This window comes from Bradyrhizobium sp. CCGUVB23 (genome assembly GCF_024199885.1).
GTDB lineage: Bacteria > Pseudomonadota > Alphaproteobacteria > Rhizobiales > Xanthobacteraceae > Bradyrhizobium.
Window position 1 is genome coordinate 2,338,727 of the sequence record NZ_JANADQ010000001.1, and the last position, 23,789, is coordinate 2,362,515.

General features: G+C 60.8%; 20 protein-coding genes and 1 pseudogene. 5 read left to right on the forward strand and 16 right to left on the reverse strand.

Translation table 11 applies throughout. The features are described 5' to 3' along the window. Positions 1–234: 234 nt before the first annotated feature. Positions 235–2,622 carry an NEL-type E3 ubiquitin ligase domain-containing protein gene (locus NLN62_RS10765; protein WP_254108735.1) on the forward strand — a complete coding sequence of 796 codons (2,388 nt, stop codon included), beginning with the start codon at positions 235–237 and terminating at the stop codon, positions 2,620–2,622. Positions 2,623–2,832: 210 nt separating this feature from the next. Continuing rightward, entirely contained in the window at positions 2,833–3,471 is a 639-nt protein-coding gene (locus NLN62_RS10770) for a hypothetical protein (RefSeq protein ID WP_254108736.1), read from the forward strand. A 128-nt stretch (positions 3,472–3,599) separates the two neighbouring features. Here the strand turns inward: NLN62_RS10770 and NLN62_RS10775 are convergent, their stop codons facing one another. From NLN62_RS10775 to istA, 3 genes are read right to left on the reverse strand one after another with little or no spacing between them, the layout of a single operon-like run. Beyond that, entirely contained in the window at positions 3,600–3,821 is a 222-nt protein-coding gene (locus tag NLN62_RS10775; RefSeq protein WP_254108354.1) for a hypothetical protein, read from the reverse strand. Then, complete coding sequence (gene istB, locus NLN62_RS10780) at positions 3,818–4,597, reverse strand: IS21-like element helper ATPase IstB (RefSeq protein WP_254108353.1); 780 nt, start codon at positions 4,595–4,597, stop codon at positions 3,818–3,820. The genes NLN62_RS10775 and istB overlap by 4 nt, the downstream gene beginning before the upstream one ends. Continuing rightward, the gene (istA, locus tag NLN62_RS10785) at positions 4,587–6,125 is read right to left on the reverse strand and encodes an IS21 family transposase (RefSeq protein ID WP_254108352.1); all 1,539 of its coding nucleotides are present in this window, start codon (positions 6,123–6,125) and stop codon (positions 4,587–4,589) included. The genes istB and istA overlap by 11 nt, the downstream gene beginning before the upstream one ends. A 1,301-nt stretch (positions 6,126–7,426) precedes the next feature. Between istA and NLN62_RS10790 the strand changes: the two genes are divergently transcribed. After that, a complete protein-coding gene (locus NLN62_RS10790; protein WP_254108737.1) occupies positions 7,427–7,729 on the forward strand; it encodes a prolyl oligopeptidase family serine peptidase in 303 nt (100 codons plus the stop codon). A 429-nt stretch (positions 7,730–8,158) separates the two neighbouring features. Here NLN62_RS10790 and NLN62_RS10795 read toward each other — a convergent pair whose 3' ends face one another. The 3 genes from NLN62_RS10795 to NLN62_RS10800 all read right to left on the reverse strand — a co-directional run bounded on the left by NLN62_RS10795 (position 8,159) and on the right by NLN62_RS10800 (position 11,612). Further along, on the reverse strand, positions 8,159–9,718 hold the full coding sequence (locus tag NLN62_RS10795) for a S10 family peptidase (RefSeq protein ID WP_254108738.1): 1,560 nt from the start codon (positions 9,716–9,718) through the stop codon (positions 8,159–8,161). Positions 9,719–10,518: 800 nt separating this feature from the next. Beyond that, positions 10,519–10,767, reverse strand: coding sequence for a recombinase family protein (locus tag NLN62_RS53390; protein WP_371933116.1), 249 nt, complete (start codon positions 10,765–10,767; stop codon positions 10,519–10,521). A 92-nt stretch (positions 10,768–10,859) separates the two neighbouring features. Beyond that, complete coding sequence (locus tag NLN62_RS10800; RefSeq protein WP_254108739.1) at positions 10,860–11,612, reverse strand: glycosyl hydrolase; 753 nt, start codon at positions 11,610–11,612, stop codon at positions 10,860–10,862. Between the two features lie 1,223 nt (positions 11,613–12,835). Here NLN62_RS10800 and NLN62_RS10805 point away from each other — a divergent pair. Then, a pseudogene (locus NLN62_RS10805) lies at positions 12,836–12,976 on the forward strand (transposase); the annotation flags it as partial. Positions 12,977–13,096: 120 nt separating this feature from the next. Here NLN62_RS10805 and NLN62_RS10810 read toward each other — a convergent pair. From NLN62_RS10810 to NLN62_RS52950, 10 genes are all read right to left on the reverse strand, one after another. After that, positions 13,097–14,701, reverse strand: a complete 1,605-nt coding sequence (locus tag NLN62_RS10810; protein WP_254108296.1) for an IS66 family transposase — start codon at positions 14,699–14,701, stop codon at positions 13,097–13,099. Positions 14,702–14,773: 72 nt separating this feature from the next. After that, positions 14,774–15,127: an IS66 family insertion sequence element accessory protein TnpB gene (tnpB, locus tag NLN62_RS10815; RefSeq protein WP_254108297.1), complete on the reverse strand. Its 354-nt coding sequence runs from the start codon at positions 15,125–15,127 to the stop codon at positions 14,774–14,776. Continuing rightward, the gene (locus tag NLN62_RS10820; RefSeq protein ID WP_371932932.1) at positions 15,124–15,432 is read right to left on the reverse strand and encodes a transposase; all 309 of its coding nucleotides are present in this window, start codon (positions 15,430–15,432) and stop codon (positions 15,124–15,126) included. The genes tnpB and NLN62_RS10820 overlap by 4 nt, the downstream gene beginning before the upstream one ends. 1,055 nt (positions 15,433–16,487) lie before the next feature. Then, entirely contained in the window at positions 16,488–18,608 is a 2,121-nt protein-coding gene (sctV, locus tag NLN62_RS10825) for a type III secretion system export apparatus subunit SctV (RefSeq protein WP_254108740.1), read from the reverse strand. Further along, the gene (locus NLN62_RS10830) at positions 18,589–19,032 is read right to left on the reverse strand and encodes a M48 family metallopeptidase (RefSeq protein WP_254108741.1); all 444 of its coding nucleotides are present in this window, start codon (positions 19,030–19,032) and stop codon (positions 18,589–18,591) included. The genes sctV and NLN62_RS10830 overlap by 20 nt, the downstream gene beginning before the upstream one ends. Before the next feature lie 2 nt (positions 19,033–19,034). Further along, entirely contained in the window at positions 19,035–19,574 is a 540-nt protein-coding gene (locus NLN62_RS10835) for a hypothetical protein (protein WP_254108742.1), read from the reverse strand. Positions 19,575–19,610: 36 nt separating this feature from the next. Continuing rightward, complete coding sequence (locus tag NLN62_RS10840; RefSeq protein ID WP_254103293.1) at positions 19,611–20,504, reverse strand: hypothetical protein; 894 nt, start codon at positions 20,502–20,504, stop codon at positions 19,611–19,613. A 123-nt stretch (positions 20,505–20,627) separates the two neighbouring features. After that, positions 20,628–20,786 carry a hypothetical protein gene (locus NLN62_RS10845; RefSeq protein WP_254103292.1) on the reverse strand — a complete coding sequence of 53 codons (159 nt, stop codon included), beginning with the start codon at positions 20,784–20,786 and terminating at the stop codon, positions 20,628–20,630. Positions 20,787–21,018: 232 nt separating this feature from the next. Beyond that, complete coding sequence (locus tag NLN62_RS10850; RefSeq protein WP_254108743.1) at positions 21,019–21,204, reverse strand: hypothetical protein; 186 nt, start codon at positions 21,202–21,204, stop codon at positions 21,019–21,021. A 260-nt stretch (positions 21,205–21,464) separates the two neighbouring features. After that, a complete protein-coding gene (locus NLN62_RS52950; protein WP_256575905.1) occupies positions 21,465–21,596 on the reverse strand; it encodes a hypothetical protein in 132 nt (43 codons plus the stop codon). Between the two features lie 443 nt (positions 21,597–22,039). Between NLN62_RS52950 and NLN62_RS10855 the strand changes: the two genes are divergently transcribed. Further along, positions 22,040–23,629: an HrpF/NolX family T3SS translocon protein gene (locus NLN62_RS10855; RefSeq protein ID WP_305881669.1), complete on the forward strand. Its 1,590-nt coding sequence runs from the start codon at positions 22,040–22,042 to the stop codon at positions 23,627–23,629. The last annotated feature ends 160 nt before the right edge of the window (positions 23,630–23,789 follow it).

Below are 23,789 nucleotides of genomic sequence, written 5' to 3' on the forward strand. Positions count from 1 at the left end.
CGCGGACGTTCTTGAGAGAGGCTATAGAAGTCGGCTTCTCGAAACGCCGGCACGGTCCGGCAAAGGTATGTCGAGCTGCAGCGTGGGCAGTTAAGCGGTAACGGTCCGGCGGAGACCCGGCAGGACAGTAGCTGTCATTCGGATTCCTCGTCAGCTTCTCGAAAGCTAAGCCTCTTAGCGAGAAGGTGTCGATCTGGGTCCAGCGTTAATTGTTCGGATCTGAAGGAGAATGGGATGGATCCGCTCAACAATGTCAACCCATTCGAGACCCCGGATTTCGCCGGGACGGACCACGACGAGCTGCAACAGTCTCGCGTGGACCAAACGGGGTTTCAGCAGAACCTGAACGAGTTGCACCTGCGCGAGCGCCCGCCCCGCAATCCAAATCGTCGCGGCGACCATCCTTATGTTGTGTCGAACCGAGATGCGGACTGGCTAGACCACGTCGGGGAAGGCACCTCGCGGTTGCCCTCCAATCCGCCCGTCACCTCTGAACAGAGGGACAATCAGCATGTGGTTTTTGCGGCCGCCAATCGCAGTGGCCAGTTGCCAGCCAGCAGTTTCAGTCTGACGGACTATTGGCACAGCATGGATTCAGCTGTCCACTTGCCGATGCATCGTGTCGATCAGGAGGAGTATTCGTGGGCGGAGGCCGACGATGAGTGGCCAACGACCCCCACAGCTTCTTGGGACCATAATCTCGAGGCATCGAGCCTCGACCGACAGCCTCGGTCGGGCGATGGCAATACTTCAGAGGGGCACTGGCTCACCCCGGCAGCGGCGCAGTGGGACGAAGCCTCGAGCGACGGGCGGGCCTCTCCCGCCGGCCCTACCGGCGAACCGAAGAACGTTGAAAACCCCATCCTCCGGCAATCGCAGCTTGACGATATCCTGAACAGTTGGGCTGGCGAGGAGGGGCAGACAGAAGACGAGGAGCGGCAAGAAGCGGTAAGACGAATCAAAGCCTGGGGAGAGGCCGGCGACGTCTATGCACGGCTGGAGCTGTCATACCTGCGCCTGACGACCTTGCCCGCCGCCTTCCCTTCCGATCTGCGGATGCTCAATGTGAGCGACAACGAGTTGATGCACCTGCCCGACACCCTTCCGGCCGAACTCCGCACGCTCGAAGTCGGCAACAATCGTCTGATCAGTCTGCCTGACATCCTGCCGGCGGCCCTTCAGTCATTCGCCATCGCTGGCAACCAGCTGACCAGCCTGCCCGTAACACTTCCGGAGGGCCTACAGACACTCGCCGTCGGCAGCAACCACCTGACCAGCCTACCAGAAACCCTGCCGGCCGAGCTCCAGGACCTCGATGTCCGCGGCAATCGGCTGACCAGCCTGCCTGAGACCCTCCCGGTCGAACTTCAGGAGCTCGAAGCCGACGGCAACCGGCTGACCAGCCTGCCCGAGAGCCTCCCCTCCGAGCTCCAGTTGCTTTTCGTCCGCGACAACCAGCTGACTAGCCTGCCCGATACTCTCCCGCCTGAGCTCCAGAGGCTTCATGCCAGCGGCAACCGGCTGACCAGTCTGCCCGAGACCCTCCCGGCCGAGCTCCAGGTGCTCGAGGCGCGCGACAACCGGCTGGCCAGCCTGCCGGAGTCCCTGCTAACGCAGCTGGGTTCTGGGTGTATGGCTTATCTGGAGAATAATCCGCTATCCGAGCGGGTGCGGACGAATCTGGCAGCAGCCATGAATGCGCCAGGCTATGTCGGTCCTCGGGTCTTCTTTTCGATGGACGAGGCAATCGCGGAAACTCAGGCGCGGCCGCTGCCCGAAGTGGTGGCGGACTGGCTCGACGAGGCGCCCGAGTCATTGGCCGCCTGGCAGAACTTCGCCGAGGAGGCGGGTGCTCCCGAATACGCGCGCTTTCTCGACAGGCTGCGGGACACCGTGAATTCTGGCAATCCCCAGTTCCGGCAGGCCGTGATCGAAGATCTGCAGCAGGCGGCGATGAGGCCGCAATTGCGCCAGCAGTACTTTCAGCTGGCCTTCGGGGCGAGCGAGAGCTGCGAGGATCGCATCACTTTGACCTGGAACGGCATGCAGAGCGCACGTCTGAGCGCTGACGTCGAGGGCGGCGCCTATGACCATCGGCTCGGTGATCTCGTCGAACAAGGCCGCATTCTGTTCCGCCTGGGCGCGCTCGAGGGAATCGCCCGGGAGAAGGTCAACTCGCTCCGCTTTGTCGACGAGATCGAGGTCTATCTCGCCTATCAGGTCAAGCTGCGCGAGAAGCTGGAGCTACGGCACATCGCCCCGGACATGCGCTTCTTCGGCGTCTCATGGGTTACCGACGACGATCTCAGCACGGCCGAGACGCGGGTGCGCGAGGAGGAGGCGACGGGGTTCGCCGACTATCTGGCAACCCGGTGGCAGCCCTGGGAGACGGTGATGAGCCGGATCGTCCCCGAAGCCCATGCACAGATGCAGGATCGGCTCGTCGAAGCGATGGGCGAAGAGTTCGACAGCCGCCTCCAGCAACGGCTTGCCGATCATGACCTGATCGGCAACAGAGATGCCGAGCGGCAGTTCGGAGTCCAGGTCCGTGACGAGATCGCTCGCGAGATCAAGGGCGCGCTGACGCGTCAGGTGCTCGCGGACCACGGGCTTGAGCTGTGAAGCGGCCATCCAGTTGCAAGGGGGTGTCCATGCTGTTTTGCCGATTGGACCGCCATGAAGGCTCTCAGGATGTCGTGGCCGCCATGTGCGGCCCCCTTGTCATGGTCGCGGATCTTGGCGCCGCGCAAATGGAGTGGACCTGCATCGAACCTGCCATGGTCGGCAGAGACGTGATGTCGGCTTTGCGGGCTTCCTTCGCCAGCAGGAAGCTTGGATCAGAACCGGCCTGATTGGGGAATCCAAAACGCTTCTGGTCGCAAATCCGCTCGACTGCGTGTGCCCGAGCATCAGTCCCTCGCCAGGCACCGCAGTGTCAGATTGGCGGAGCAATGCCGCAGCGAGCAAGGCCGAGAAAGCATAGCCGAGGCCCGGCAATATCAGCGTGACCGCTTAGCCGAATCTCGCCGCGATCAATCCACTCGCTGCGAAGCCACCAACGCGAACGCCGACATCACCGAAGTCAGGAACGCGACATCTGTGCCCGCGTTGCCCGGCCGGGCGAGCCCGAGAAAACCAGTTCGTGAATGTAATATGCTGGACTGCGAGTGCCGCGAACACGATCCCAACGCTCGCGACGGCGCTCACACGAACGTCAACATAGCCATCAATAATCGCAAGCGCTCCAAAATCGATGGCCAGGACTGCGCAGCCCCAGATCAAGCCTCGGTGCGGCGTCATTCGCGCGAGGATCGCGCTGGTGCCTTAGAGTGTTGTCATGCATCGTTGCTCGATCTGGCGAAATCTGCAGCCTTAGCCGACGTCGTCAAGATCGTCGCCATCGACCATGAAATGATGAAAGGCCTTCTTTCCCGAGCCGACGATTGCAAAGCTATGATTTGCGAACATTGACGTGGGACAGGTGTTGGTGACTTTCTAAATCCGCACAAAAATGACGACAAGAATGGGCGGTAGGATGGTGAGGGAACTAAAAAGGCGGCCCGCAAAGGCCGCCGCCGAGTGTCGCAGTGGTGTGTGTTTCAGAAGGAGTGTGGTTGCTCTTCGTCGTCGCGGTGATCGGCCGGCGCTTGTTGCTCCTGGATGAGTTCCTGGATCTTGAGGCAGTAGTGCGACCAGATGCTGTCGGATAGATCCTTGAGGAGCTCGTGGACAGCGAGCGCCTGCTCCGGGGTCCATTCGGGATTGATGAGGAAGCTGATCCCGAAGTTGAGGCCGGATGGTTGATGGTGGTTTCTGGTCATGCAACGTGCTCCTTCTCGTTGGTACTGGCGGGCCGGCTTCGATGCTGTGTGCTCTGGGCCTCGGCGCGTTCCAGAGCTTCCTTGAGGCGGTAGGATTCGCCGTCGATGGAGATCACCTCGGATCGGTGCACGAGGCGGTCGACGAGGCTGACGACGCATGCGGCATTTGGGAAGACCTCCGTCCATGCGGCGAAGGGCTTGTTGGTGGTCACGATTGTGGAGCGGGCCTGATAGCGCCGGCTGACGAGTTCGAACAGCAGGTCTGCGTGACGGTTCGAGTAGGATAGATATCCCACCTCGTCGATCGCCAGAACGTCGGCGGCGGCGTAGTGATGGAGCCTTCGGCGCAAAGCGGTATCGCTGTCGAGGGCGGCAAGCTCGCCGAGCATTTCGCTGGCCGATCGGAACAAGACCGAGTGACCGGCGATGAGCGCCTGGTAGGCGATATTCTGCGCGAGGGTCGATTTGCCGACGCCGTTTGGTCCGACGAAGACGATGTTGGTTGCGTCGTTCATGAAGGACAGCGACATCAATTGCTCCACTGCGGCGCGGTCGAGGCGCCTGGGCCAGAGCCAGTCGTAATCGGCCATCGGTTTGAAGTGACCGATCCTGGCGTCGCGCAGGCGTCGCTGCAGCGAGCGCCGGGCACGTTCCTCCTCCTCCCATTGCAGCATGGGGGCCAGCCATGGGGCGCCGGCGATTTCGTCCCAGTGTTCGACCAGGCCGTTGAGGCGCAGCGCCTTGGCGCGGTTCAGCAGGGCATCATCAGTGCTCATCGTCGTTATCTCCAGAAGGGGTCAGTTGGTCGTAGCTGTCGAGGCGGTGCGGCCGGACCGTTGTATCCTTGCGCCGCACATGTTCGGGCAGGCTGGTTTCGACGGGCGGCGGTTCACCACGCTCAAGGCGCCGACGTTCGAGTGCGGCGCGGACCGTCGCCGCATGGACGGAGCCCGCACGCAAAGCGTCCTCGACGGCGGCCTGCAATTCCGTTGCGCCGTAGCGATCGAGCAGCCGCAGCAGCGCGGTCGTGAGCGCACCGATGTTGGCGCCACGTTCGGCGGCCCTGATCATCAGGGTCTGACAGACCGGCACGGTTCGGGTGAGGCTGTTGAGGCCGCGATGCTGGCGCGCCTCACGCTTGATCTCGGCGAGATCCTTCAGGTGTCGTCGGTCTTCGATCTCTTGGCCACGATCATAGCTGCGACGGTGACTGGCGATCATTTGCGCGCCGTCGAAGATCCGGACCTGGCTGAGATCGGCCCGCACGCTCAGCATGCGCCGAACATGGGTATGGGGAACCGTGTAGTCGTTCAGGTCGAACCGCACATAGGGCGTTTTGCCGACCTTCACGGCGACCTGCTCCTCAACGGGATACGGGTTGGCGGGCAGCGGCAGAAGCAGTGGTTGCTCCTTTGCGAACGCCTGGCGTACTGTCATCTCGCGATCCTCCGGACATGGTCGGTCCGCCGCTTCGGATCGGCACCATTGTTCGGCCTGGGCATTCAGCTCGTCGAGATCGGTGAACTTGCGGGCGATGAAGAATGCCTCCCGGATATGCCGTATAGCGCGCTCGACACGGCCTTTTTCGTTGCCCCGGGCAACCGCGACAGGACGCGGCTCGAACCGATAATGGCCGGCGAAGGCAAGCAGCGTGGGATGGAATCGGATCGCATCGCCCTGGCGCTCGAGCACCGCGCTCTTAAGATTGTCGTAGAGCAGGACCCGGGGCAGCCCACACCATGTGTTGAACGCGCCGATGTGGCCGCGCAGGAAGTTTTCCATGCGCGCATCGAGGAAGAAGCGCAGGTAGATGTCGCGCGAGTACGACAGCACCATGACGAACGCCATCAGCGGACGGCGGGCGCGACCGATCTCGATGTGACCGAAGTGCCCCCAATCCACCTGCCCTTGTTCAGACGGCAACGTGCGCAGCCGCAGGAACGCCTCGGCTGGCTTGCGTGGACGGTGCAGAGCGATCAGGTGCCGGAAGTAGCTGGGCGACCCGCGGTAGCCGCGCTCACGCATCATCGCATACAGGCGGCTGGCCGTGAGTGCGGGGAACTGCTCCAGCGTCTTCAGGACGATCGGCAGATAGGGCTCGATCTTCGTGGGGCGCAATATCGGCCTATTCCTGGGCAGTCCGGCCTGGGTCAGGACGCGATGCACGGTCGTGTGATGAACGTGCAACTGCTTCGCAATGGTGCCGCAGCGCCATTTCTCGACGTGATACAGACGCAGGATCTGCGCTTCCAATTCAGGGGTAACGGTCATCGGTCGGGTCTCGGCCTCCATAGGGGTGAGCATGACGAGGCCCCCGGCGACGCACGAAGCCGGTACGAAGGAACAGCGACAACCGACAGCCGCAGAACCGACAGCTCGGCATGGGCATGATCGATGTCGTCGCTCGCTCGCCGACGTCAGTAGGTGCAACAACGACATCGTCCGCAGGCCGGCGCAGTAGTGAACCGACAGGCCATGCGGGTGGAGAGTGATGCGTCACGTTATTGTGCCGCGCCCGGTATCGTCGGGCGCGGGTCGCATGCGCCAGGCGTCCGCGGCGGCTGCGCTGATAACGCCGTCCCGCCTCGCGCAGGCTCTCGCGGCGGGCAGCACGGGCGCAGTCATGGCCGCAATAGCGTTGTCCCCGGTCGCAGTTGCGGCAGATCGTTACCTGCGAACGGCAGCGGCCGCACAGAAAGAAGCGGCCCGTGAGCATCCGCGGCGGTCCTTTCGGAGCGCCGCCGGAGGTTGGTGGAAAAGGTCGACGGAATGCGCTGACAGTGCGATAGTGCAGGCCGCGCACCGTCCGTGGGGCGTGACATCGAGCCCCACTTGCCAGTTGAGATCGGTGTTACGCCGGCTTTGTTTCTGCGGCGCTGATTACCCGCAGATCTACCATAAGGCAGGCGCAAAGCGGGGTACGTCGAAAGGAGCCTCAGGGCGCCCGGAGACGTGCCCCGCGTCTTTTATTCCTCAACTCAGACGCTGGTCGTCGCCGCAAAGGCGTCCGCCCGCTTCGGCGCGATTGGTGAGCGCGCGTGCGGACGCCTTCGCTCTACCGCCGTCGACCTCGTCGTCATTCTTGCGCGGTTTTCGACAGTCAACGACAACAGGTACAGTCCATACGACCTCAAGCCGACGTCCCGCACCTTGACGCCCACCAAGTCGCGATGCCAGCAATGCTTCGACGTCCTCGACAGTGAGCACCACATGACTCCATCACAATCGTGCCGGTAGGAAAGCCCTCTATGGGTCGCTCGGATTTCAACGGCTCGGACGCGAGCTTGGAGTTGCAAAACACTTGCCGGCGAGACGCTAAACGGATCGGTTTCCCGACATGGCGTTAGTCATCGAGCACAGGTGACGGAGGCAACCGGCGTGGATGGTGCCTCGCACAGACTTGGCGAAAAAGACTTGGCGAAAAAGACTTGCGTGTGCAGTGCGGTCGCGTATTATTGCAGTGCGGTAGCGTCTCGCGCTGCCGCTGCCCTCCTTGGGCGTTTCCTCCCTAGACTTGGGCCGCTTGTCAATCAAGCGGCCCTTTTTCTTGCCCATCAGTCCGAGCATTGAGCTCGCGTGCGCCAGATTCAGCATTCGCGCCCGCCTTGCCTGAGCAGCGCGAATGGATCCAGGCCTACTCGCCCTATCAGAAGTTAGTGCCGGGCCAGACCTACCCGGCCCCCTTCATTCTCACCTCCACAAAGGACGACCGCGTTCATCCGGCCCATGGCCGCAAGGCAGCCGCAAGGCTCGCTGAGCTAGGCCAGCCCTATTTCTACTATGAGAATCTCGACGGGGGGCATAGTGCCGCCGCCAATCTCATCGAAGACGCACGGCGGGCGGCCCTGGAATATACATATGCATCTGGGCGGCTTGGATTGAGTGAGGTCGAAAAGAAAGGTCGTTAAGCGACAAGTGCATGCGGCAATTGTCTGAACCGCTGAGACCGCTCCAGTGCACTGGCGCTTTGGCGCGAGCGACGCCACGCCTACGCCTTCGGGGAAGGTGGGCCTCGTCAGCTTCTCGAAAGCTTGCCCGTGACCGCATCTTGTTCGCTCAAGCGGCGATTGCGCATTTCGCGACATAGGTCGAGCCCTCAGCATCACGGCACCGGCCGGAATACGACCGACGGCCCGCAGGAATTCGTAGGTGAGGTGCAGCTGGCTGTTCCTGGAGCGCGCGGAGTTGGAGTTCTCCGCAAGCCTGCGGGCCGCGAGCAAGATCGGTCGTAGCCGGGACTCTCGGAAGCAATCATATGGGGCTAGGATTTCGGTTGCGGTCTCGCACTAAGAAACGCTGATCTACGATACGCGCGCGAACCCGAACTTGCTTGTGACCTAGTTCGCCGTGGGCCTGATCATCGCTTCGACCTCTGCGCGAAACGCCTGCCGCGAGCCTTCGCGCGAGTAGAACATGTGGCCGCCTGGAAAGACCACGAGCTTGACCCGCGGCACCGAGGCAAAGGCCGGCAACTGGTCGAGCAACATCTTCGAGGCAAAATAAGGCGTGGCAAGATCGAACAGGCCGTGCCCGACCAGCACGTTCATCTTCGCGTCCGTCGCAAGGATCTGGCGCAGCCCCGACAGCGACTCGGGAGGTCTGCCGCCAAAATCCCACCCCCGCCAAACCGCGCCGTTCAGCACCTCATAGGAGCCGTCCGGCCGCCAGTTCAGCTTGCGCGTGAGGAGATCGACGGCGGCACTGGTCAGCGGCGCCTGAAGCGTGTCGCCGGAGGGATCGCCGAAGCGGGAGGCGCCGGAATCCGGATAGGGATCGAAGCCGCGCACAGAGGCATCGTAGCGGCCGGTCACCTTGCCGTTCTTGCGGTCGAGTTCACGGCGGAATTCACCGATGTCGAAGCGGCCCGAGAGCCTGCGGCTCACCGCCTGGTCGATGCCGGTCAGTGTGGCGACCTTGTCGGCCAGACGCGTAGTCACCTCCCTGTCCGCCTCGCCTTTGACGAGGTCGGCCAGGAACTCGCCGCGTGCATAAGCTTCCACATCGGCGAGATCGGCCCGCTTCACCGGCCCCTTGGCTTCGCGCACGGTCGCAACATAGCTCGGCAGCGTTGCGACATATTGCAGAAGGCTCGTGCCGTTGAACTCGCGGTAGTCGAACAAGGGCGAGATCATGATCAGGCCCTTGACGCCGACGCCCTGCTGCATCTGCAACTGGGCTACGACCTTCGGCCCGCGAATGCCGCCATAGCTTTCGCCCGCGACATATTTTGGCGATAGCAGGCGGTCGTGCTTCTCGAGCCAGCGGCGGATCACCAGCGCGAGCGCGCTGACATCGCCGTCCACGGAAAAGAACCGCCTGCGGACATCCTTACCGGTCGCAACGAAACGGCTATAGCCGGTCCCGACCGGATCGATGAAGACAAGGTCGGTGAAATCGAGCCAGGTCTCGGCGTTTGGCTTCACCTCAGAAGAAGTCGATGGCGTGACCTCGTCGGCGTTGATCGGCAGCCGCCACGGACCGGCATTGCCAAGTTGCAGCCAGGCCGACGATGCGCCGGGCCCGCCGTTGAAGAAGAACGTCACCGGGCGCGTGGCGCGGTCGGTGCCGTCGAGCTGATAAGAGGTGTAGGCGATCTCGGCCTGCGGCTCGCCCTTGTCGTCGAACAGGCGGATGGAGCCTGCGGTCGCTGCGAAGGCGAGCGTCCGCCCGGGCAGCTCGAGCGTTTGCCTGGTGGTGGAGTCCGGCGGCAGACGATGCGGCTCGGCCATAGACGGCGTTTGGCCGGACGGTGCGCCGGGACCGCCTTTCTGGCCGGCAGGCGTCGCGGCATCGGGACGCTGCGGCCGATCGTCTGCCCAAGCGCTCCCCATCACGCCGCAGGCAAACAGGGCCAGCACAAGACAGGCGCGGCGCAGCGCGGTCAAATCAAACTGCATCGAGTTTCTCCCCTTCCGGCCGCTCTTTGCGTGCACGAGGCGTGTCTCCCAGCCCTACTCACTTAGCTGATAGTCGAGAAATTACAGGCCTACTAAGTCCGGTAGTATTCGCTATCCTTGGGTCCCGCCTGTCGGCAGCAGCGCCAGAGCAGCGGGCCTGTGCTTGCAGATGGCGATCGCTTGCCGACGAGCACATCCACACGGATTAGGAGCTCCCGGCGCACGAATTGCATCGAGAAAACCCGCATCTTGCCGCCCAGACGTGGTTCATGGATGGCCTCATAGCCCTTAGGCGCCGGCTTGTGGGACAAACCTGGAGCGAGTCAACATGTATAGACCCGCCGGCGCGGCCACGCGCGCTCATGAGCGAAACGTACATTGAGAACTTTGCAGCATACGAAGCGCGGCTAGAAGGCGCGATCCAGACGGGGGTTTATAAGTTTTGAACGTCGATTGACAGTTTGTGACGTGCAGAATTCGAGCAGTCCCGAGGCGCGTTCCCAGCGATTTTCGATCACGTGTCGTCGACCCGACAATAGGCCTCACGTCTGTAGTTCATCAGATTGCAGTTGCGCTGCTGACCTGCTTCCGTTGGCAAAACCGCGGCCAGAATAGCGCGAGGCGGGTTAAAACATGCCAATGGCCGAGACCGAGATCGACACCGTCACCGCGGCAATCCCCCGCCAGAATCCGCTCTGTTCATCACGCCCCGCCACAGGCGGCCTGTCCTGGCGATGACAATGGAGCTCGTCCAGATCGTGCCGATCGCCGCGTTCGAATGCTTATCGCAACCTCCCACTTCAGAGTGCTGCGACGACCGATTGAATCCGCCCCCTTAAAGACCGGTCACGGCTCGCGGCCGCGTTGTTTGATGCGTTTTCGGATTCGACGCCCGTATCGAGATAGCTCTGCTGGGTGCGGCCATACACATAAACGCCGGCATAGAACGGGTTGGTGAGGACCTGGTGGATCTTTGTGTAAATGGGGGCGTCCCATCGGAGGGGGACGCCGGTCTTCTGGCTAAGGGGGCAATCATTTGCAGGCCGAATGACACGCCAGTCTCAGACGTCGTAAGCCGCAGGCTGAGACCGTTAGCCGGCGTGGCTTACAATGAGCACAGATCACCCCGTCCCACGAATCTTCACTTCGAGGTCACGGTCATATTGTCGAAGTTGAAGTTCATTCCGCCTGGCGATGAGGTGATCTCGACGCCGTATTGGACGCTACCGACGTTTATGTCGCCGAAGTAACCCTTCGACTTGATCCACTCTAGGATGCCTTTGATATCCACTGTCCCGCTATTGCTCTTCGAAATGGGCACGAGCGAGATGACGTTGTGACCATTATTCCCTTCAAACACGTTCCAGGTCGTCCCTCCTACAGCGACATTGCGATAGACCGGGATCGACGCCCCGGAAGGGGCGTATTTATACGAAATGGGCTTAACGTTGCCGCTACCGTCCGAGTTTCCGGTGTAGTTTGTCCAGATCATGATCTCTTGCTGGTTTGAGCTGTCCCAAATATCATAGGCAGTGTCCCAGGCCCCGCTTTTAGGAACGTGCTGATTGAAGGTCGAGGTCAAAGTGTTGATTGCACTGAGCGGCTTTCCGATATGGACAGCCTCGTGCGGATAGCTCTTGATGCCACCAGTTTCAGGCTGGTTCGACCACAAGCTCCATCGGTTCGCTTCATGCACCGAAATGGTCTGAGGCCCTGCACCACTGCCCCACACGTCGTTGTTCCAGGTATTGCCATCGCGTGAAAAGTTCCCGTATGGATCGCTCGACCTCCAAATCAGATTTTGTGCCGGCATGGGGGCGGTCGCCGATGACCTCACATTATTCACAGCCTGGCTAAAAAGATCATGTTCCTCCTGTGAGTAAACGTACCCCATTGGGGACTCTGGCGAGCCGGCACCGTTTATCCGATTAAAATCCATAGTGCTCTCTTCCTCTTTCTGCCAGCGGGGTATCCTGGAATGGGTGAGCAGTTCAGTCTTAGGTGGCCTCATCTGAAGGCAGGTTCGAATTCTACGAAGCTTGGCTTTCGAGAAGCTGACCCGTGCAAGGAGAAAGGTGGACTGCGTATTGCCGCACAGATCGATGCTCTCGAGTGCGATCGGTTGCCCTTATTTACTTTGCTCCCGGCTTGGGTTGAGGAGGAGGCCGGGTGCGGAGATGGGCGGGGTTTCGGAGCGCCCGGCCTCCCCCGCTGGCACCTGGCACATCATTGGGTTGTTGTGCCCTCGTGCCCCAGCAGCGCTTTCTCTGCAGGAACGAACAATAATGTACATGAGAGCTTTGCAGCATACGAAGCGCGGTTTGGAAGGCGCGATCCAGACGGGGGGGGGGCTATACGTTTTGCACGTCGATTGACAGTTTGTGATGTGCAGAATTCGATGCCAGCAGTCCGAAGGCGCGTTCCCGGCGATTTTCGATCACGTGTCGTCGGCCCGACAAAAAGCCTCACGTCTGTGACTCATGAAATTGCAGTTGCGCTGCTGACCTACTTCCGTTGGCAAATCCGCGGCCAGAATCGCGCAAGGCGGGTGAAAAATGGCAATGACCGAGACCGAGATCGACACCGTCACGTGCTAAATCGGTTCCTCTCGGGTAGTCGCGGCTCTTTCGGAGGTTGGAACTGGACTGCTCCGAAATGGCATCGAAAGTTTGCTCGAGGTGCGACTGACGGCTAAGTCAGGGGCGGGACGCCGATGGCCCTGGCGCCCGCCCCCGAACATCACCGCTGGAGCGTTGGTTTGGTGATGGTGCCGCGAACAAAGCAAACGGCGTGCCGGTTCGAAAAGTGCAGTGTCTGCCGGCACTGGTAATCGCGTGTCGTGTCAGATTGCAGACGCTGGCGGGCAACTGGCGGGCGATTTCGTACAACTCGGGCGCCCTACCGGTCGGCGGTCATCATTCCATCATCTCGTCCGCGTCATCGAACACGGCAAGGCGCGTTGATCAGCTACCGTGACGAGCGCTTGCGCCACAGTGATGTCTGCAATTAATCCGCCACGCTTACCGAAAAGAAAGTAAGCGGCGTGTCTCCCGCACCTTGTTGCTGTTGAGCAGATCGGCAATATGCGTTCCGTCTTGACGAGGGCGGTGTGCATAGATGATCGGGCGTGTTGTCGACGCATCTCAGCGACGGGTCCGGCGACGCTGGAGCGACGAGGTTAAGGGACGCATCGTTGCGGAATCCTTTGTGCCGGGCGCGATCGTCTCGGACGTCGCGCGGCGCTACGGTCTGTCGCCACAGCATTTGTCGACCTGGCGCAGGGCGGTGCGCGACGGGTTGTTGAAGTTGTCGGAACACACGGAGCCGGTGGCGAGGAGGAGGCCTGCTGGAGCGGTCGCGATCCAGGAAGCGAGTTCATCAAGCGGCGAGGCTGTTAGTTTGCTCGGCGCGCCACGCCCAGGGCATGAGTTCGTCCAGACGCGAGGACGGCCAGAGGTTGACGAGTCTGGTGAGGACGTCGGTCAGATAGGCCTGCGGCTCGACACCGCAGAGCTTGCAGGTCTCGATCAGCGAAGCGATGCAGGCCCAGTTCTCCGCGCCCTCATCATGCCCCGCGAACAGCGCATTCTTGCGATTAAGGACAAGAGGACGGATGCTTCGCTCGACAATATTTGTGTCGAGCTCGATGCGACCGTCGTCGAGGAAGCGCGTCAGGCCAACCCAGTGGTTCAAGGCGTAACGGATGTGCTCGGCGATTGTCGCTTTGCCCGAGACGCGGGTGAGTTGCTGCTCGAACCAGGCCTTGAGCGCCGCTGCCTGCGGCTTGCTGCGCTCCTGGCGGACGGCACGGCGCTCATCGGCGCTGCGGCCCGTGATCGTCTTCTCGATGGCATAGAGAGCGGCGATACGCTCGAGCGCTTCACTCGCGATCGGGGCAGGACCGTCCTGGACAACGTCGAAGAAGCGCCGCCGCAGATGAGCCCAGCAGAAGGCGAGCGTGATCGCCGCGTCAGGCGCGGTGTTGGCAATGGTCTTGTAGACGGTATAGCCGTCGCATTGCACGATGCCGCGATAACCGTCGAGCAGCTTGAGCGCGTGGACGGCTCCGCGACCAGGTGCATAAGTGTAGGCCACTGCCGGCGGGTCAGCTCCGCCCCACGGCCGATCGTCGCGCGCGATTGCCCAGAAGAAACCCTTCTTGGTGCGGCCGCGGCCGGGGTCGAGCACCGGCGCTGTGGTCTCGTCCGCCGCGATCTTGCCCGCGGTCAGAATGGTCTCGCGCAGCCTGAGCCAGAGCGGACGAAGCTCCGCGGCCGCATAGCCGACCCAGAACGCCAGAACCGAGCGCTTGATGTCGATACCCTGCGCCAGCAGCATCTGAGCCTGCCGATACAGTGGCAGGTGCCAGGCATATTTGGCGACCAGCACATGGGCGACCATCGCCTCGGTCGGCAAGCCGCCCTTGATCAGCCGCTCTGGTGCCGGCGCCTGGACCACGCCATCCGTGCAGGCCCGGCAGGCATATTTGGGACGATGGGTGACGATCACGCGGAACTGCGCCGGGACGACGTCGAGCCGCCGTGAGGTCTCCTCACCGATCACATGCAGAGGCGCGCGACAGCACGGACAGCAGGTCACCTCCGGGGCAATCGTGACGTCGATATGCGGCAGATGGGCCGGAAGCGCACCACGGCTGCCCCGGCGCCGTTCAGCACGCTGGCGTGCGCCTGCCGTGTCCTTCCGGTCCTGAGCCGCCTCGTCGCTGGCAATGGCCTGCTCGATGTCCTCGATCGCCAGCTGCAACTGCTCAGGATCGAGCTTCTCCGAGCGGCGACCGAACTGCGCGCGTTGCAGCTGGCGCAAGAGATGCTGAAGGCGATCCATTTGCGACAGCGCCTGGTCGCGTTCGACGATCGCCGCGTCGCACTTTGCGATCGCCGCGTCGCGCTCCGCGCGTGCCGCCGCAACCAGCGCCTGCAGCGCCTCGATATCGGTCGGAAGTTGATCCGTGGTCTCGCTCACGCCCGGCACTCAAGCTGATTCGCGGGCCGTTGTGGAATATTGCAGCCGACGTGATTCAATTGGTCACAGGGTTTATGACGTTGCGCTCGGCTGAGCAATGTCGCGGGTATGCAGGCGCGACCAGTCCAGGCCGTCCATCAGCGCAGCGAGCTGTGAGGCAGACAAGCGCATCACGCCATCGCTGATCGGCGGCCAGCGGAACGCACTATGCTCCAGCCGCTTCCACAGCAGCACAAGCCCGGACCCGTCCCAGGCAAAAATCTTCAAACGGTCTGCTCGCTTTGAACGGAAGACAAAAATCGTTCCCGCGAATGGATCATCGTGGAGTTGCTCGCGCACCAGCGCGGCGAGACCGTCAGCACCTTTACGGAAGTCGACCGGCCGCGTCGCGATCATGATCTTCACGCCCGCCGAAGCCGCGATCATGCGGTCGCCCTCACGGCCCGCAGCACATCGCGCAGCCAGGCCGGATCGACCCCCGCCGCGGCCCGAACCACCGCATCACCAATCTCGATGCTGATCGTTATCGCGTTCCGCGTTGCCGCTTCCACGCACATCCCAGCGGGACGCAGCTCCGACACCACCGGAACGAAGAGTGGCGCATCCTCCGCCGGCAAGCTCAGCAGACCGGCGCGCGCGGCCTTGCGCCAAGCGAACAAATGTTGCGGTGAGAGGTCGTGCCGGCGCGCCACCTCCGACACGACTGCGCCCGGCGCATACGACTCCGCCACGATCCGTCCCTTGACCGCGTCGCTCCACCGCCGCCGACGCCCCGCTCCGACTTGGATATCCACCCGGCCCCGGGGCTCCGAAGCGTCGACCATATCGTCAACCATATATGCGAGCCTTAACTGTATATGACGGCTCGCATGTTGCCGATCAGCTCACGCCGAACAAGGTGCGGAAGGCACGCCGCTTACAAAAGAAATGAGCCGGTCCTGTTTAGACAGCTGCCATACCTTGCTCGCGGCGTAGCGACTTACAGCAACTACGCGTGCCATCGCGATTGGCTTTGAACGGAAACACGCCCCCGCGCTGATCGAAAGTCAACCTTCGTCGCCGCCCGATTTCACCGGTAGCGTCAAGTTCGACCTGGGGGTCCAGTTCCAGCGGATACCGAGACAGCAGCATCGTATTTCGGGCAATGCGGCCTATTATTTTCGATCACATCGAAGAAAAGGCCTGTTTCAGCCGCCGCTTGACCTGCCGGCACGATGGCGGGCCCTCGCAGTGACACGCGGCCCAATACCTACACGCTCGCCGGGTGCTCTTCCGTTCGCCCTATATCTCGGCAGGATTTAGATTAGGCTCTTGGGGAAACTGAGGGATAGTCAACTTCCAATTTCATGGCGTTGCTGGATCCGCGATGGGGGCGGCCGTTGATGCCTGATCGTCTGAAGCGCTCCTTATCATTGAAGCGAGATGTCGTCCGGCCGCCATCACCCTAACGGTAACGCCGAAGCGCGACACCGCGACAATTAGATTAACTTGAAAAGATGTTCCAGCAGTCCAACAGATCCACGCTTTTCTGCTTCAGCGCGTCGCGCAAAGCTCCTGGTCTGGATTCTGGCCGACCGCGCACTCAATGCGTTCTCGCATGGCTTGATCGATATCTTTTGCGCCAAGCAATTTTGGCGGCGGCGTCTCCTGCACCTGAAGAGCTGGTCTATCCCAGCTGGCGCAACCGCCGAGCCCTAGAATGGAAAGGAGAGCTGAGAACGAGAGCAGACAAAATGGGCCCAAGCGCCACTGCACTGCTTTCCGACGTGAATTCATTCGGTCCATCTTATATCGACTGCTGCGCCTGTGAATCGTCCGCAACGAGCATGTTGCTAAGTTCCTCCGACGGAGCCTTGTCCTTCGCAGCTGCGAGTGTGATGGATCCAACCGGCTGAATTGTGAAGTCCGAGGCAAGGTCTTGATAGGATAGAACAGCAAGATCGATCCCATTGCGGGTGAGAAAACCGCGGACAAAGCGCCTTATATCCATCGAAGCAAGGATAACGGGCTGGATCTGACCTCGGACTGCGTTCGAATGGATCTGACGCATTTTTGACAGCAGCGCCTCGCTTTGCCCGTCCGTCAAAACCAGGTAGGGCCCTTTGGGAGTGTCACGCACCGCGCTGCGAACAATATCCTCGGTTTGACGTTCGATGATAAAGACCGGCACGACACGGTGTGCGTTGGCATAGCGGTGGCAGATCTGCCGTCTCAGGCCGGAGCGAACATATTCCGTGAGCAAGACGACGTTTTGTTCACGTCCGCTCCATTCGGCCAATGCCTCCAAGACCAGCCGCGTGTTCCGGATCGGAATACCCTCTTCCAGGAGGCGCCGTAAGACGTCGGCGACCTTGGGGATCGGCGTCGTACGTAAGACCTCCTTCACAAGATCCGAATATTCCGTCTCCATCCGCGCCAGCAATTGGCGCGTCTCCTGGATACCCACCAAGCACTGTGCATAGCGGGTCAACGCTGAATGGACGCGCAAGGCCAGGATTTCAATGGGACGATGATGCCCGATGCCGGCTGCTTTGAGAGCTGGTGCGTTGCTCTGTTCAATCCAGATTTGATCCGTCTCCGCCTCCCGCCGAAACGGGATGCCGCTCAATTCAATATTGGCCGGATCGTCGCGGAGTAAAAGCTGCGTTGGATCAATCGAACCCTGATCGACCGGCACGCCCTCGACATCCACCCTGAACTGCAACTCCGGCAAGCGCTCGTCAACCTCAACCGGGATGCGCGGAATCGTGATGCCAAGATCAGCTGAGACAAGACCCGAAACGCGCTCAATATGCTGTTGCAATTCGTCCTTGTCGATCGGCCGTGTCAGACTGGGCGCAAGGAACACCGCGACGGGAAGTGCCCCCGCAGGCACGGTTTGCTTGTTAGACTGTTCGGGAGCCGGGCGAGAGACATCGGCGCCTTTCTTGGCGCTTTGGATCACACCGTCGGCAAAGCTCGCTGCCGCAAAGACTGCGGCCAAGAGGAGAAAGACCGGGAGCGGGAAACCCGGAATGGCCCCCATGACGACCAGGACGCAGGCAGATAGCCGCAATGCGTGCGGATTGGCCGTGAGCTGGTTAACGATGTCGGTACCAAGATTGAGCCTTACAACCCCATTGACACGAGTGATGATCGTCCCGGCTGTAATCGAGAGCAGCAGCGAGGGAATCTGTGAAATGAGCGCATCACCTATCGTCAGCAAGGTATATTGATGCAGCGCCGCCTCGAAAGACATGCCCTTGGAGAGCAGGCCGATGGTGATCCCGCCCAGCATGTTGATGCAGATGACCACCAAGCCTGCGATGGCATCGCCCTTTACGAACTTCATGGCGCCATCCATAGCCCCATAAAGCTGGCTTTCTTTCTCCAATGTAGCGCGCCGGCTGCGGGCTTCGTTCTGATCGATATGGCCGTTGCGCAGCTCCGCATCGATCCCCATCTGCTTGCCTGGCAGAGCATCGAGCGTGAAGCGCGCCGCCACCTCCGCCACGCGCTCAGCGCCCTTGGCGACGACGATGAACTGCACCATGGTCACGACTAAAAATATGACAATGCCGACGACGATGTTTCCCGATATGACGAAATCACCGAACGTGTGAATGATGCTGCCGGCATCCCCCTCAGCCAAGATCAGCCGCGTCGTCGAGATGGTGAGCGCCAGGCGGAATACCGTGGAAATCAGGATGACGCCCGGCAAGGACGAGAAATCAAGCGGAGTGCTGATATAGAGAGCAACCATCAGCAGCAATATGGCGAAACCCAGATTGAAGCCGATAAGCGTATCGATCGCCACTATCGGGATCGGCATGATCATCATGCTGACCGTCAGAAGCAGTGCCAACGCAACCATCAAATCGGAGCTGGCCGACGCGCCCGCAATGATGTTACGCAGGACGCTGGCCATGGGGACCTTCCGATCGTTGGTTGATAGGGCCGTTGCTGTCACGCAACGAAACATAGTTTTGGAAAACCGCGCGTGCCTCGTCTATGAGGCCGGCCCGCCGCAGCGCATGGCTACGCAAGAGCATCAAAGAGGCGCGCGAAGACGATTCATCATCAAGTGCGTCCAGCCTATCCAGGATCGGCAGCGCTTCATCGCCGAGGCCTTCCGAGATGAGGGCGTAGGCGAGAATCCGCAGCAGATCGACATCTTCAGAGTCGTCGCGGACGATGAGCCGCAAGAGAGCCAGGCATTCTGCGCTCTGCCCACATGCAAGATACAGATAGGAAAGGGCACAAAGCAAATCGCGTTCCTGTCCGGCACTCAGCGAGACGTTATCGGATTTGGAAACATCTGTCGTCCGTTGCGCTCCATCGGAGTTGGACATTATTAGACTTCGATCAAGCTGTTCCGGTTTTGCCGAAGCAGCGCCAACCACTGCAGCCCCTGCTGCAGGACGACGACACCTTCGTGCGCCATCGAATCCGCAGGCGCGGCCGCGAGCTTATGAGCGAGACGTTCCAGAAGAATGCCATACCGCTCTGCCCGCAGCATGTCCGGATGACGCAGCCTTGGCGTGACGAAGGAGAGCAGATCATGCGCGATACCGCGCCCATAGAGCGACGCCGCCACCGCGGGCGGCTCGATCTCATAATTGCGAGTGCGTATCTCGTTGAGACTGACGCGCCCGACTGCATCAATATCTTTGGCCTCCCCTATGGCTTTTATTGCTACATCCGGCGGTTTATACGATGCGTTCAGCTCGCGCCAGATCGACGCCGGCTCCTTCTCACGATCAGTGCAAGCACCGTCGATCGCAACCTTATTTGGTTGGCGGATGGTCGGCCCGATGAGCGGCGCATGATAGTCCTCGTTTGGTTGCTGCGAAACACTGCTAGGCCCGACATCGTAGTGGGACAGCTTTGACATGACGCTCTCCTTATCTTTCCTTCGAGCCCGGAAAGTCTAATAGGGGATGGCAGCAAAACGGCCATTGCGGCTTAGCAGCACGCGCCCCTCCTCGATTCGATTGACCGCCCATCCGTCGGCCAACAGAGCGCCGACGAAATACTTCTGTCCACCGATAAGGAGATAGGGCTCGGTTCCGTGCCAAACAGCTTCGACAGCGATTGCGGATGGCTGCTTGTCCTCCTTGACCACGACTCCGTTCACCAGTGCCACCGCACCGTTTGTACGACCATCAAACCATTGCTGGAGCTCCTGCCATTTCGTAACCGCTGCAGGCGTTACTGTTCCCTCAGCGCTCACAAAACCCGGCCCAGAACCGACCCTGATATCGAGCAGGCCGGCCTTATCAACTTCCTGTTTCAGCACTTCGGCTGCGGCCTGAGCTCGCCGATCATCAGGTCTGTTCATGCCCAGCTTGGGCACAAGCTCGGCGGCAGGCGGCGCGATGGCGCTCGGTGCACTTCCGCTGGCCTTGAAGAAAACGGTCGAGAGAGCGCCTAGACCAAGAAAGGCGAGCAGCACGATGGCGAGCGCTGAGATCGAAGCGCGCGATAGGCTGGTCGAGCGAACCTCAACTGCGTTCTGGATCGACCAGCGAATTGACATCGCGCCTGCGCGAACGACGCCGGGAAGAGAAAGAACAACGCGTCCACCTGCGGCGATATCCTCTTCGCCCTCTGGGGCGCTTACGGCTGCAAGAGCCTCAATCTCGATTGAATTCCCAACAAGCGCGATACGAAGGTGATGCGGCTCAAGCCCTTGCTCGACGAAGACCATATCTGCGTCAAGGCCACTACCGATAAGGCTCGCTCCGGCAGCCGCCTTTCCGCTTAGACCGGCATAAAGCCCAGATAGCACCTCGAAATGCAAGGAGGCAGCAGCCTCATCCACGGACAATCCTCCGAACCAAGGAGCACGACAGGCGATTGCGGCACGGCGCATTGCCAGGCTGCGCGCCTCACATCGCCGCCACGACGGAAAAAGCGGAGCGAAGACTCGCCCCGCCTTCCAGGGTCAGCCGCTAGCCCGCTCGCTCGCCGCCTTCCTCTCACTCGATAGCTCGGTCGACAGCGCACGCAACCGCATGTCCTGCACCATGGCTTGCTGATTAACAGCCTTCAACTGTGCGATCAGCGCCTCGAAGGTCGCCGCCCCACCAACCTGATCGAGCACAGCCCCAGGCCCAGATGCGGCAGCCCCAGCCCCAGGCGCAGCGCCAGGCGCTGGGGCCCCGCCACCGGAATCTCCGGGCTTGGTAGCAGTCTTGTTATCAACCTTGCTGTCATGGTTGTCATGGTCAGCATGAGAAGAGCTGGCACTAGTTATTTTCGTCATATCGCTCACCTTCTGTTTTGAACCTGCCGCCACGAATGGCGACACACCCCTGACGTCGGAGATTTCGACGTCAGGAATCCTCATCTGTTTCAGATACGGCTTCGTGAAGATTTGCCATGTTTCGCTCCACACACTGAATCGCGACCATGTTAAGAACCGAACCAAAAGCCGATTCTAAGTTTTGACGATCAGCTGCAGACTGCGAGCTGCAACTATCAGAATTGGTACGAACCACGCTTTCGATTGCGCCTGCCATCTGGTGCCTCTCATTTTAGTTCCATCAGAAAGGTGGCATCACCTACCGAGCGATCCACGTTGCTTACGCTAACGGGAAGAGCTGTCGAGAAGCTGACCAGAAGGACGAATCCGGCAACTACCTTAATATCAGTCAACATCACCGGCGAGGTGAGAGTCGCGGGCACATGCCGGATCCGGCACCGCGCGCGTTCTCGGCCGCGTCTCTTGAGCTCTACAACATCTCCGACGAGCGCCCGATTGTCTTGGCGCTCGATCCACTCACACATCGTCATACTTGTGGATCGCACGCTCGATGGTGAATGGCGAGGCGCAGACGCAACCACGCGCAGTCGTAAATGCCGACGCGAGGCTCGGTGGTGATGTTGTTTGCGGCTCCTCGACGATGGTCATTCGCAACTGGACGACCGGAGGGGCCTTATTCTTCCAGCATGCCACATCAGGAGAGCGTCATGCCGCATGTGCTGGGCCGGAGACGAACACTCAGCGCCGCCTGGAGAAATCAAGATGGTCGCGCTGCTCTGCGCAAGCCTTCTTTGATTCTGAGACTCGTCAGCTTGTCGAAAGCTTGTGTGCCTATCACATAGCCTTGATCTCTAACCGCCGATCCCGCCCGTTGACCGCAATGGAAATGTACTCACATGCAGCTCAATAACTTTTCGCTACCAGCCAGTGCAAATCCAGTTCTGTCGGCGTTAGGACCTTCCGCGCACACGCCCGACCAGATTCGGCAAGGGGAACCTTCGACATTCGAGGCAATGGTGTCCGTTTGCGCGCGGGACGACCAAGCCGACGCGCCCCCCCCGTCACCGGACCTACTGCACCCAAAGCTGCCTATGCCAGAGGATCCGCTGGACCACCTGCCCGCGCAGGTGAAGGCGGCGATCGAGGCAATGGAGCGGGGCGAGCCCCTTCCCTCCTCAAGCGGCACATCGGCGACGGCTGAGCCTGCAGATCTACCGACCGCTCCGGTGCCAAGCTCGAGGATCACGTGGAATGGCGGCACGCTGACCAATGCCGAGTTGCAGATCGTGGCAGTGTTGAACCGGCACAAGGACCAATGCCCGCTCAGCTGGGACTCGCTGGCAGACAAGGCCAACGATCCGTCGACGCCGCCGGATCTGAAGCAGGCGATCAACGGATTGCGGCGCGACCCAGAGCTCTTCTACGCGATTGGCTCCCAAGGCGACGGCCGCTGCGGAGGCAAGATCAAGGACAAGGATCTGTCCGAGTTTTCCGACAGCCACTCGCAGGTTGCTACATTCCAGGAGCAGCAGGCGCACAGCTACGAGCAGAACTATATTCCATCCGACGGCACCGGGACTGGACAACCGTCGGTCATGACCTTGAGTGATGCATTGCGCGAGCTGTACAAGTATTCTGACTACCTACCCACGAATTTGAGCCTGGACGATTTCAAGGGGATCGTCGACGGCAACGCCAAAACCGGCAAGTGTCCGCCCCAGGTGATCGCGGCGGCCCAATACTTCCTCGACCATCCGGACAGCTGGAAGCAGTTGTACGGTGGCGCGATTGATAAGGTCCACAAGGAAGACTTCCTGCAAGTCGCCTCGTCGTCGATGAACCTCTCGCTAAGCGAGCTGGACACGCTCGGCACGATCAACAAGAATCAGGATGCCTTCTTCGGGGGCGGCGTCCTGACACGAGAGAAGTTGGCCAGCATGGTGGGCGACAAAACTCTCGACCCGAAGGTACGACAAGCGGCGTCACAGCTGCTTTCGGATCCCGTGTTGTTCGGCCTGCTAAACAATTCGATTACGGGCTACAAGACCCATCACAAGTTCTTCGACTTCGGCGGCGGGCATACGGTCGATTCCGGTAATATCAGCAGCAACGACTTTACGCACTTCTACAGCAACATGTCGGCTGCGAACCACACCGTCCAGCAGACAAAGACCCACCTCCCCAAGACCGTTGCCGATCAGAGCGCTGTCGCGGACATGATGGCAGGCGTGGCCGACCAGCCCGACATCAAGTCTCACAAGAAGAGCGGCGGGGCCTTCATGCATGCGCTCGACGGCGTGGCCAAAGTGGGCTCGAAGGTGCTTGATTGGACCGCCACGGCGGTCGGTTTGCTCGGTTTCATTCCGGGGCTGGGTGAACTGGCCGATGCAGCATCAATGGTGATCGAGTGCGAGTCGCAAGCAGCGAACCTTTTGCACACCGCCATTAGCGGGGGCAATATGAAGCAAGCGCTCGAAGAAGCTGGCCTCAACGTCGCGGCGCAGGCCGTTGGCTGCATCTCTGGGCCCGAGGTCAAATTCGCGATGCGCGAAGGGCTAATGAAGACAGTGATGGAAGGGGCCGCGACGACCGGAATCGACCTGACGGTCTCGCAAGCGCAATCCTATGCGGACAACTATTTGGACGACCTGAAGACGAGGCTTGAAACCGAGCCGGCGTAAGCCACTGTCGGCCTTGAATGACCACATCGTCGCCATCGGGAAACACATCGAAAACCAGCCATGACCTTGCATCAACTGTTCCAACATTCGAATGACGCATCGAGGCGTCTTCCCGACCATGAAGACGATCGTGTCGCCCATCGGCCTTCCTGCTTTCGCG

Excerpts from the sequence above, each read along its gene's own strand:
- NLN62_RS10765 (WP_254108735.1), top strand. The coding sequence starts at position 235 with ATGGATCCGCTCAACAATGTCAACCCATTCGAGACCCCGGATTTCGCC.
- NLN62_RS10775 (WP_254108354.1), bottom strand. The coding sequence starts at position 3,821 with ATGACCAGAAACCACCATCAACCATCCGGCCTCAACTTCGGGATCAGC.
- istB (WP_254108353.1), bottom strand. The coding sequence starts at position 4,597 with ATGAGCACTGATGATGCCCTGCTGAACCGCGCCAAGGCGCTGCGCCTC.
- istA (WP_254108352.1), bottom strand. The coding sequence starts at position 6,125 with ATGCTCACCCCTATGGAGGCCGAGACCCGACCGATGACCGTTACCCCT.
- NLN62_RS10795 (WP_254108738.1), bottom strand. The coding sequence starts at position 9,718 with ATGCAGTTTGATTTGACCGCGCTGCGCCGCGCCTGTCTTGTGCTGGCC.
- NLN62_RS10800 (WP_254108739.1), bottom strand. The coding sequence starts at position 11,612 with ATGGGGTACGTTTACTCACAGGAGGAACATGATCTTTTTAGCCAGGCT.
- tnpB (WP_254108297.1), bottom strand. The coding sequence starts at position 15,127 with ATGATCGCGGCTTCGGCGGGCGTGAAGATCATGATCGCGACGCGGCCG.
- sctV (WP_254108740.1), bottom strand. The coding sequence starts at position 18,608 with ATGGCCAGCGTCCTGCGTAACATCATTGCGGGCGCGTCGGCCAGCTCC.
- NLN62_RS10830 (WP_254108741.1), bottom strand. The coding sequence starts at position 19,032 with ATGTCCAACTCCGATGGAGCGCAACGGACGACAGATGTTTCCAAATCC.
- NLN62_RS10835 (WP_254108742.1), bottom strand. The coding sequence starts at position 19,574 with ATGTCAAAGCTGTCCCACTACGATGTCGGGCCTAGCAGTGTTTCGCAG.
- NLN62_RS10850 (WP_254108743.1), bottom strand. The coding sequence starts at position 21,204 with ATGGCAGGCGCAATCGAAAGCGTGGTTCGTACCAATTCTGATAGTTGC.
- NLN62_RS52950 (WP_256575905.1), bottom strand. The coding sequence starts at position 21,596 with ATGACCATCGTCGAGGAGCCGCAAACAACATCACCACCGAGCCTCGCG.
- NLN62_RS10855 (WP_305881669.1), top strand. The coding sequence starts at position 22,040 with ATGCCAGAGGATCCGCTGGACCACCTGCCCGCGCAGGTGAAGGCGGCG.